General features: G+C 64.6%; 6 protein-coding genes. 1 reads left to right on the forward strand and 5 read right to left on the reverse strand.

All coding sequences use genetic code 11. From position 1 onward, the window contains the following. The first annotated feature begins 223 nt into the window (after nt 1-223). Nucleotides 224-1,204 carry an NAD(P)H-quinone oxidoreductase gene (locus tag VQ044_RS22330; RefSeq protein ID WP_327649723.1) on the forward strand — a complete coding sequence of 327 codons (981 nt, stop codon included), beginning with the start codon at nt 224-226 and terminating at the stop codon, nt 1,202-1,204. 107 nt (nt 1,205-1,311) lie between these two features. On the opposite strand, the gene fdhF is transcribed toward VQ044_RS22330, so the two are convergent. The 5 genes from fdhF to VQ044_RS22355 form a co-directional block, all read right to left on the reverse strand. Further along, a complete protein-coding gene (gene fdhF, locus VQ044_RS22335) occupies nt 1,312-4,308 on the reverse strand; it encodes a formate dehydrogenase subunit alpha (RefSeq protein WP_327651297.1) in 2,997 nt (998 codons plus the stop codon). Further along, entirely contained in the window at nt 4,308-5,996 is a 1,689-nt protein-coding gene (locus tag VQ044_RS22340) for an NAD(P)H-dependent oxidoreductase subunit E (RefSeq protein WP_327649726.1), read from the reverse strand. Before VQ044_RS22340 ends, fdhF begins: the two co-directional genes overlap by 1 nt. 276 nt (nt 5,997-6,272) lie before the next feature. After that, a complete protein-coding gene (locus VQ044_RS22345) occupies nt 6,273-7,466 on the reverse strand; it encodes an MFS transporter (protein WP_327649728.1) in 1,194 nt (397 codons plus the stop codon). Between the two features lie 45 nt (nt 7,467-7,511). Continuing rightward, the gene (ilvA, locus tag VQ044_RS22350; RefSeq protein WP_327649729.1) at nt 7,512-8,765 is read right to left on the reverse strand and encodes a threonine ammonia-lyase IlvA; all 1,254 of its coding nucleotides are present in this window, start codon (nt 8,763-8,765) and stop codon (nt 7,512-7,514) included. 76 nt (nt 8,766-8,841) lie between these two features. After that, nucleotides 8,842-9,167: hypothetical protein (locus VQ044_RS22355; RefSeq protein WP_331827774.1), on the reverse strand; the 326-nt coding region annotated here is incomplete at its 5' end.

Consider the following 9,167-nt stretch of genomic DNA (forward strand, 5'->3'; position numbering starts at 1 on the left):
CGGCGATGGAAGACGCCGGCATCCGCGTCTCGCCCTCCCCGGCCCAGCTCGGCAAAACCCTCGTCGAACTCCTCAAAGGCTGACGACGGGGCGGCCCTCCACTCGGTTGGGCGCGATCTCGCGATTTGATACCGCGTCCCTTTCCCCTTTAAAGCATCCAACGACGAGATGGCCCCCACGCGGGGCCATCATGCGTGGTTCAACAACCGAGGAGACAGCCGCGATGCCCGAGGCGATGAAAACAATCGAAATGCGCGAGGCCGGCGAACCGGATGTCCTGGAAATCGGCTCGCGTCCGCTTCCGGTTCCCGCCGCTCACGAGGTTCTGGTCAAGGTCACCGCCGCCGGTATCAACGGTCCGGATCTGGTGCAGCGGCGCGGCCACTACCCGCCCCCCAAGGGCGCGTCCGATCTGTTGGGGCTCGAAGTCTCGGGCGAAATTTCCGCGCTCGGCGCGGACGTGACGGCCTGGTCCGTCGGCGACAAGGTCTGCGGACTGACCAATGGCGGTGGCTACGCCGAATATGTGACGATCGACGCCGGCCATTGCCTGCCGATACCGGAGGGCGTCAGCGACATCAACGCCGCCGGCCTGTGCGAAACGTTCTTCACCGTCTGGAGCAATTGCTTCCTCGGCCGCGAATCCAGCAAGGGTCAAATCTTCCTGGTTCATGGTGGCGCCGGCGGCATCGGCTCAACCGCCACCCAGTTGGGTGCGGCGCTCGGCATGCACGTCTTCGTCACCTGCGCTACCGCTGACGACGCGGCATTCTGTGTCGCCAACGGCGCAGAACGGGCGATCGACTACACGGAGGAAGATTTCGTCGAAGTCGTCCGCGCGGCAGGCGGTGCGAACCTAATCCTGGATATCATCGGCGGGCCTTACATCGCCCGCAACATCAAGGCCGCCAAGGCCGACGGCCATATCGTGCAACTCGCCTTCAACGCCGGTTCGAAGGTCGAAATCGACCTGATGCCCGTTATGCTCAAGCGTCTGACCTATACCGGCTCGACGCTGCGTAGCCGTCCCGACGCGTTCAAGGCGGCGGTGGCGGCGGATCTCAAAGAAAAAGTCTGGCCGCTATTCGCCGACGGTACGCTGAAGACCAACACCCATGCGGTGCTGCCGTTCGAGCAAGCGGCCGAGGCGCATAAGATGATGGAAGCGGCCACCCATCGCGGCAAGATCCTGCTGACGCCGTAACGCTCCGCGGACCTGCCCGAAAACGACAACGCCGACGAAACGACAGGGTCGCTTCGTCGGCGTTTTGCTGTTCGGCCGCCGCGTCGCCCGGCGGCCGAAACCCTGCCCTATTCCGCGGCCTCACGAATCGACGCGGCCGACACTTTCGCCGCGCAGAACTTGAACTCCGGGATCTTCCCGTAGGGGTCGAGCATCGGATTGGTCAGACGGTTCGCCGGCGATTCGTTGAAGCAGAACGGGATGAACACCATGCCGTCGGCGACCTCGCGATCGGCCCGCAGCACGGCCTCGATCGTGCCGCGGCGCGTCTCCACCGCGATCATCTCGCCGGCCCGTAGGCCGTGCTTGGCGATCTCGCGCGGATTCATCGCGGCGATACCCTCGGGCTCGATCGCGTCGAGCACCTCGGCGCGCCGGGTCATCGACCCAGTGTGCCAATGCTCCAGCAGCCGCCCGGTGGTCAGCACCATCGGGAACTCCGCGTCGGGCACCTCGTCCGGCGCGCGCAGATCCGCCGGCACGATGCGGCCACGGCCGTCGGCGGTCGGGAACCTGTCGTCAAAGACCACCCATTGCTCCTCGCCGTCGGGCTTCGACGGATAGGTGACGCTCTCATTCGCCTCCAGCCGGTCCCAGGAGATGTAGTTCAGCGAGGCCATCACCTGCCGCATTTCCTCATAGACCGCCGGCACCCCGTCATAGGACCAGTCGAGCCCTGAGCGATTGGCGAGATCGACGATCAATTCCCAGTCCTGCCGCGCCTCGCCCGGCATATCGATCGCGGGTCGTCCGATCTGCACCTGCCGATTGGTGTTGGAATAGGTCCCGAGCTTTTCGGCATGGGCGGACGCCGGCAGGATGACGTCGGCATGCCAGGCCGTCTCGGTAAGGAAGATGTCCTGCACCACGAGATGATCGAGCTTGGCCAGTGCGGCGCGCGCATGGATCTGGTCGGGGTCCGACATCGCCGGATTCTCGCCCATGACATACATGCCCTTGATCGACCCCTCATGGATCGCGTCGATGATCTCGACGACGGTGAGGCCCTTTTTCGGATCGAGCGTCCGGCCCCAGAAATCCTCCATCTCGCAGCGGATATCGACATTCTCGACGGACCGGTAGTCCGGGAAGAACATCGGGATCAGCCCGGCGTCCGACGCGCCTTGCACGTTGTTCTGACCGCGCAGCGGGTGCAGCCCGGTGCCCGGACGCCCGACATGGCCGGTGATCAGCGCCAACGCGATCAGGCAGCGCGAATTATCCGTGCCGTGAGTGTGCTGCGAAATGCCCATGCCCCAGAAGATGATCGAGCGTTCCGACGTCGCATAGATGCGGGCGACGTCGCGGATCACCTCCGCCGCGATGCCGCAGACCTCTGACATCGCCTCCGGCGCGAAATCCTTGACCTTCTCCTTCAGCGCCTCGAAACCGCTGACATTGGCCTGGATATATTGCTGGTCGTAGAGCTTCTCCTCAATGATGACATGCAGCATCGCGTTGAGCAGCGCCACGTCGGTGCCCGGCTTGAAGCGCAGCCCATGTGAGGCGTGGCGCATCAGTTCCTGGCCGCGCGGGTCTATCACGATCAGCTTGGTGCCATTTTTCGCCGCCTGCTTGAGATAGGTCGCGGCGACCGGATGGTTCTGACCCGGCCGTGCGCCGATCACGATGACGCAATCGGCCTTCAAGGCATCCATGAACGGCGCGGAAACCGCGCCCGATCCGACGCCCTCGAGCAGCGCCGCCACCGAGGAGGCGTGGCACAGCCGCGTGCAGTGGTCGACATTGTTGGTGCCGAAGCCCTGCCGGATGAGCTTCTGGAACAGATAGGCTTCCTCGTTGGAGCCCTTGGCCGAACCGAAACCGGCGATCGCATTGCCGCCATCCGCATCGCGAATCTTGGTGAGGCCGGAGGCAGCGCGCTCCATCGCCTCCTCCCAGGTTGCCTCGCGGAAGACGTCGGACACGTCCATGAAGCGCATGTCGATGTCGCCGCGCTTCGGCGCGTCGTCGCGTCGGATCAGCGGCTTGGTCAACCGGTCTTTCGACATGGCGTAGTCGAAGCCGAAGCGGCCCTTGACGCAGAGCCGGTTTTCGTTGGACGGCCCATCGCGACCGTCGACCAGCACGATCTTGTTGTCCTTGGAATAAACCGTCGTCTGGCAGCCGACGCCGCAGAACGGGCAGACCGAATCCGTCACCTTGTCGAATTCCTTGACGACGCGCTTGCGGCCGTCCGTGTCCATCAGCGTCTTTTCGTACAATGCGCCGGTCGGACAGACCTGAACGCACTCGCCGCAGGTCACGCAGGTTGAAAAACCCATCGGGTCGTGGATGTCGAACACCGGCACCGCGTGATGGCCCCGATCGGCCATGCCGAGCACGTCGTTGACCTGCACTTCGCGGCAGGCGCGAACGCACAGATTGCAGGCGATGCAGGCATCGAGATTGACGGCGATCGCCGGATTGGAAATATCGTGGATGCCGGGGGTGTTGTCCGGCATGCCGTGGGTGGTGGACGCCGCGACGCTGTCTGGCCCGGCCTCGCCGTTCAGCGACGGGTTCTTGCCGTCGAATTTCGACGGCAAGCGCTTGGAACCGGTGATCCCGAAATCCGCCGCCCAATTCCAGAAGGACGATTGGCTGTCCGGGCTTTCCTCGGGCGGGCGCATGTCGGCGGCCAGCATCTCGAAGACCATCTCGCGCGATTTCTTGGCTCGCTCGCTCGCCGTCTTCACGACCATGCCGTCGGCCACCTTGCGCTGACACGACGCCGCCAGCACGCGCTCGCCCTCGACTTCGACCATGCAGGCCCGGCAATTGCCGTCCGCGCGATAGCCGGGCTTGTCGAGATAACACAGATGCGGAATCCGGTTGCCCTCGCGCTTGGCGACTTGCCAGATGGTTTCGTCCTTGCCTGCGGAAACCGACTGGCCGTCCAAGGTGAAGCTAATCAGCTCGGCTTGCGTCTCGAGCCTGTCCGCATGGTCGCCGGCGACGCGGCCACCGTCGGCGGAGGCCGCACGTCCCACTGCGTTGTCAGGCGATACATTGCTCATATCGGCTGGGCTTTCGTTGCTGTTGTTCTGATCGGAGCCGCTCATCACAAATCCCCCCGGAAATATTGCAGCAGATGGTTCACCGGGTTCGGTGCCGCCTGCCCCAGCCCGCAAATCGAGGCGTCGCGCATGACCTGTTCCAGATCGCGGATTGTCGCCTCGTCGAGCTTGCCTTCGGTCCTCAAGAGCTTGCCCATCTTCTCGGTGCCGCCCCGGCACGGAGTGCATTGGCCGCAGCTTTCATGGGTGAAGAAATCGACCAGGTTCAGCGCCACGTCCTTGATGTTGTCCGCATCGGAAAACACCACGATCGCGTGGCTGCCGACGAACGAACCCAGTTCCGCGAGCTTGCCGCCGAAATCGAGCGGCACGTCGTCGAGGCTCGCCGGCAGAATCCCACCTGACGCACCGCCCGGCAGATAGGCCTTGAAGCTGTGGCCGTCGGCCATGCCGCCGCAATGATCCTCGATCAGCTCGCGGATCGTCACACCCGCCGGCGCAACCTTGACGCCGGGATCTTTCACTCTGCCGGAGACCGACCAGGAGCGCATGCCCGGATGGTCGGGCTTGCCCTGCGCGCGGAACCATTCGGCGCCGTGCTCCAGGATTTTCGGTACCCAGTAGAGCGTCTCGACATTGTTGTTGAGCGTCGGACGGCCGAACACGCCGACCTCGGCGATATAGGGCGGGCGGTGACGCGGCAGGCCACGCTTGCCTTCGATCGACTCGATCATCGCGCTCTCTTCGCCGCAGATGTAGGCCCCTGCCCCCCGCCGCAGTTCGATGAAGCCCGGCTCGACCAGTCCGGCTGCCTCCAGTGCGGCGATCTCGGTCCGCAGGATCTCCAGCACCGCGGGATATTCGTCGCGCATGTACAGATAGATACGCTCCGCCTCGACGACATGCGCGCCGATCAGGGCGCCCTCGAACATCGGATGCGGGTTGCGCTCCAGATAATAGCGGTCCTTGAAGGTGCCAGGCTCGCCCTCATCACCATTGATCGTCATCAAGCGCGGGCCAGGATAACCGCGCACGAAGCCCCATTTCTTGCCGGCAGGGAAGCCCGCGCCGCCAAGCCCGCGCAGCGACGCATCGGTCAGCTTCTCGAGGACGGTATCGGCGGCGAGCGCGCCGGTGCGCACCTGCTCCCAAATTCCGTATCCGCCCTTGGCGCGGTAGGCCGCCAGCCCTTCGTAGTCGGGTTTCAGGACGCCGGTTTCGCCGGCCTCAGCCATCTTAAGCAGCCCCGCCGCGCTGGCGTGGCCGACCTCGCGGTCGCCGATTCGGGCGGCCGGCGCGACATCGCAGCCGCCCATGCAGGGTGCGCGCATGACACGCACCTTGGCAGGATCGACTTCCGCCTCCAGTCCGGCGATCACATCCTCGGCGCCCATGCACATGCAGGTCACCGAATCGCAGACCCGGATGGTCAGCGGCGCGGGCGTCGGCTCCCCTTCCTTCACCACGTCGAAGTGGTCGTAGAAGGAGGCGACTTCGTAGATCTCGACCTGGCTCAGCCGCATTTCCTCGGCCAAGGCCCGGATATGCTTGGCCTGTAGGCAGCCAAATTGATCCTGAATCAAATGAAGGTGCTCGATCAAGAGGTCGCGCCGCCGCGGCCGATCTCCGAGCAGATCGTGAACCTCGCGGTGCGCGCTCTCGTCGAGCTGGCGTCCTTTTGGCTTGGCGCTGTCGCGTTTGCGCGGCATTTGCGCGGCCGGTTGGTCAAGCATAATTCGGCTCCCCCGTTTCGCGGATATCGGCGAAACATCAATTCCCACGCTCAAGCTCCGCGGAGATCTCCACGAAAACTCTGCGGTCCTCAAATGAAATGGCCGGGATGCGGTCCGTTTGCTGGCGATCAGGTGGCGCCACGCCCGCTATCCCTCCGGGAGCCCTGTCCGGGGTGATTACACTAACACGCCAGCTATGTGATGCAAGGCGTCGATCGATGCATTGCCGATCCGATTGCTATCGAATTCCAAGCGCTTGCGTCAGCGTGAGCCCGTCTACCGCTCCACGGGTTCCGGTGGCCGGTCACGGCTGAAGGCGTAGGCGATCAGGCCCGCCACTAGCAACACGGCGTAGAAGGCGAAAACGGTGGCGTAGGCCGATTCGGAGGAGATTTCGGGATCGGCGAGGGCGAAGACGCCACCCGAGAGGAACTGGATGGCGCCGGCGCCGCCGATCGAGAAAAAGTTCAGCAAGGTGATGCCGCGCCCCAGCAAATGCGGCGGCATGAAGCTGCGCGCATGGGCCATGATCAGGGCGTAGTTGGCGCCGAACAGCGTAATCGCGGTGAGCAGAATGACGGCAGTCGGTGCGGAACCGGAGCCGAGGACGGCCAACCCCGCCAGCAGGATTGCGTTCACCGACGAGCCGACAATGGGGATCCATTTGCGGGTCCGGAAGATGACATCGAGCGGCCCGTGGGCGACCGTCCCCACGATCAGGGCGATGGCCATCAGCAAGGTCGCGTTGCCGACCCCTGCCAGGTCGAAACCGTAGACGTCGGCGAGATAGGGGCCGGCCCACAGGCCGCGGAGGTTTGCCGCCGGCGCATAGGCGACGAAGGCCATGGCCATCAAGGGCCAGAGTTCGCGCATCCGTAAAAGATCGAGGAGCGAGCCGCGATCCGTCGCGTTTTCAGCCGTCGGCACGGGCGGATCGCGCAGCACCCACATGATGATCAAGGCCAGAAGCAGGGTCACGACGGCGAGCCCGGCCATCACCTGGCGCCAGCCGACCGCCTCCACCGCGAGCGCCAGCGGCGCCGAGCCGAGCACGCCACCACCAAGACCGAAAGCGACGAACCAGGACGCAAACATCGCGAAGCGGCGCGGGTGAAAGGTCCGCGCGAAGATAAAGAACGCCGCCATCAGGATCGGCGCGCAGCCGGCCCCGATCAGAGTCATCGCGACGATGATCGCAACCGCCCCGTTGGCCAATGCGAACAGTGTCGAGCCGGCGGCAGCGGCGAGAAGAAACAGCGCCACCGTACGACGCGGACCATACCGATCGAGGGCGAATCCGACCGGAAACTGCATCAGCGCGAAGGCGATGAACCACAGCCCCGCCGCGCTCGACAGCGCCACCTCGCCGATCCCCAGATCCCGCGTCAGCTCCGGTGCGAGAACTGCGAGAAAGGAGCGGAAGAACTGCGAGAGGATGTAGGTGACGGCGAGAATGACGACGCCGGTCATCGGCGGTTTCCTTCGATGCTGGAACGACGACTGGCGCCTACCCTATCAAATCAGGAGATCGGCGAGGATATGGTTGTCGGTGATATCCTGGTAGCTGACCCCGCCCTCCTCGAACCGATTCAGGAGACCGGCGAAATTCGTCGAATCCTTGGTCTCGATGCCGATCAGGATCGAGGCGAAATCACGCGCCGATTTCTTCAGGTATTCAAAACGCGCGATATCGTCGTCGGGTCCGAGATAGTCGAGAAAATCCTTCAGCGCGCCGGGCCGCTGGGCGAGCCGCAGGATGAAGTATTTCTTCAGGCCCTCGAAGCGCAGCGCCCGCTCCTTGACGTCCGGCAACCGCTCGAAATCGAAATTGCCGCCGGAGACGACCAGCACCACCGTTTTGCCGCGCACGCTCTCGCCCAGACTGCGCAGCGCGTCGATCGCCAGCGCGCCGGCCGGCTCCAAAACGATGCCCTCGACATTCAGCATCTCCAGCATGGTCTGGCAGAGCCGTCCCTCCGGCGACAGGATCACCCGCTCCGCCCCGAAACCACGCAGCGTCTCGAAGGGGAGCTTGCCGATCTCGGCGACCGCCGCCCCGTCGACGAAGCCGTCGAGCTGCGGCAGGCGGACCAGTTTGCCCTCGACGAGGCTGGTGCGCAGGCTCGGCGCGCCGAGCGGTTCGACGAAATGAAAGTCGGGCGCCCCGTCGCCCTCGAAATAGCGGGTGAGACCCGAGGCAAGCCCGCCTCCCCCCACCGGCAGGATCAGCATGTCCGGCCTCTCGCCGGCGAGCTGGCACTCGACCTCGAGCCCGACGCTGGCCTGGCCCTCCACGATGTCCTCATGATCGAAGGGCGGCACCATCGGCGCGCCGGTCTCGGCGGAATAGGCCTTGGCCGCGGCGTAGCAGTCGTCGAAGAAGTCGCCGATGAGTTCGATCTCCACGGCGTCGCCGCCGAAGATGCGGGTCTTGTCGATCTTCTGCTGCGGCGTCGTCACCGGCATGAAGATGCGGCCCTTGAGCCCGAAATGCCGACAGGCGAAAGCGAACCCTTGCGCGTGATTGCCGGCCGAGGCGCAGCAGAACTTGCTGGTTGCCGAGCCGGCCGCGATGCGCTTGCGCATGAAGTTGAAGGCGCCGCGGATCTTGTAGGAGCGGACCGGCGTCAGATCCTCGCGCTTGAGGAAAATGCGGGCGCCATAGCGGGCCGACAGATGCTCGTTGAGCTGCAGCGGCGTTTCGGGAAACAGCGCGCGGAGTGCGTCCTCCGCGCTGGCGACGCGGGAGCGGAAATCGGAAGTGGACATGAGACGGTTCTTGGATTTTGGGGCGCGCGGCGTGGCGTTCCCGGGAGATGTGCGGATCGACGGGGCGTCCCGGCGATCAGGAAGCGATAGTGCTGTCGGGCCGACCACCGCGAGCCGGACGGGTCCATTCCGCACCACACCGCGAGGCGGCACGGGGATCGGACGCGCCGGCGCCGATAATCAGGATCGCGGCTCCGCCGATCGAGATATCCAATACCATCGCACGCCCCTTTCCCGCATCGGTTGCCGTTGCGCTCAGCCATCGGCCATCGCGGCGGTTTTGTAAAGAACCGGGGTTTTCGCTGCAGGAGCTTAGAGCCTGATTCAAAAGTTCAGCAATAGATCCAATATCTTGCGATGCGCCTCGTGAGCATTCGGATGCTGGCGATGAGCGTCCAGGCC

It is taken from the genome of Aurantimonas sp. C2-5-R2, from assembly GCF_036549495.1.
GTDB classification, from domain to species: Bacteria; Pseudomonadota; Alphaproteobacteria; order Rhizobiales; family Rhizobiaceae; genus Aurantimonas; species Aurantimonas coralicida_A.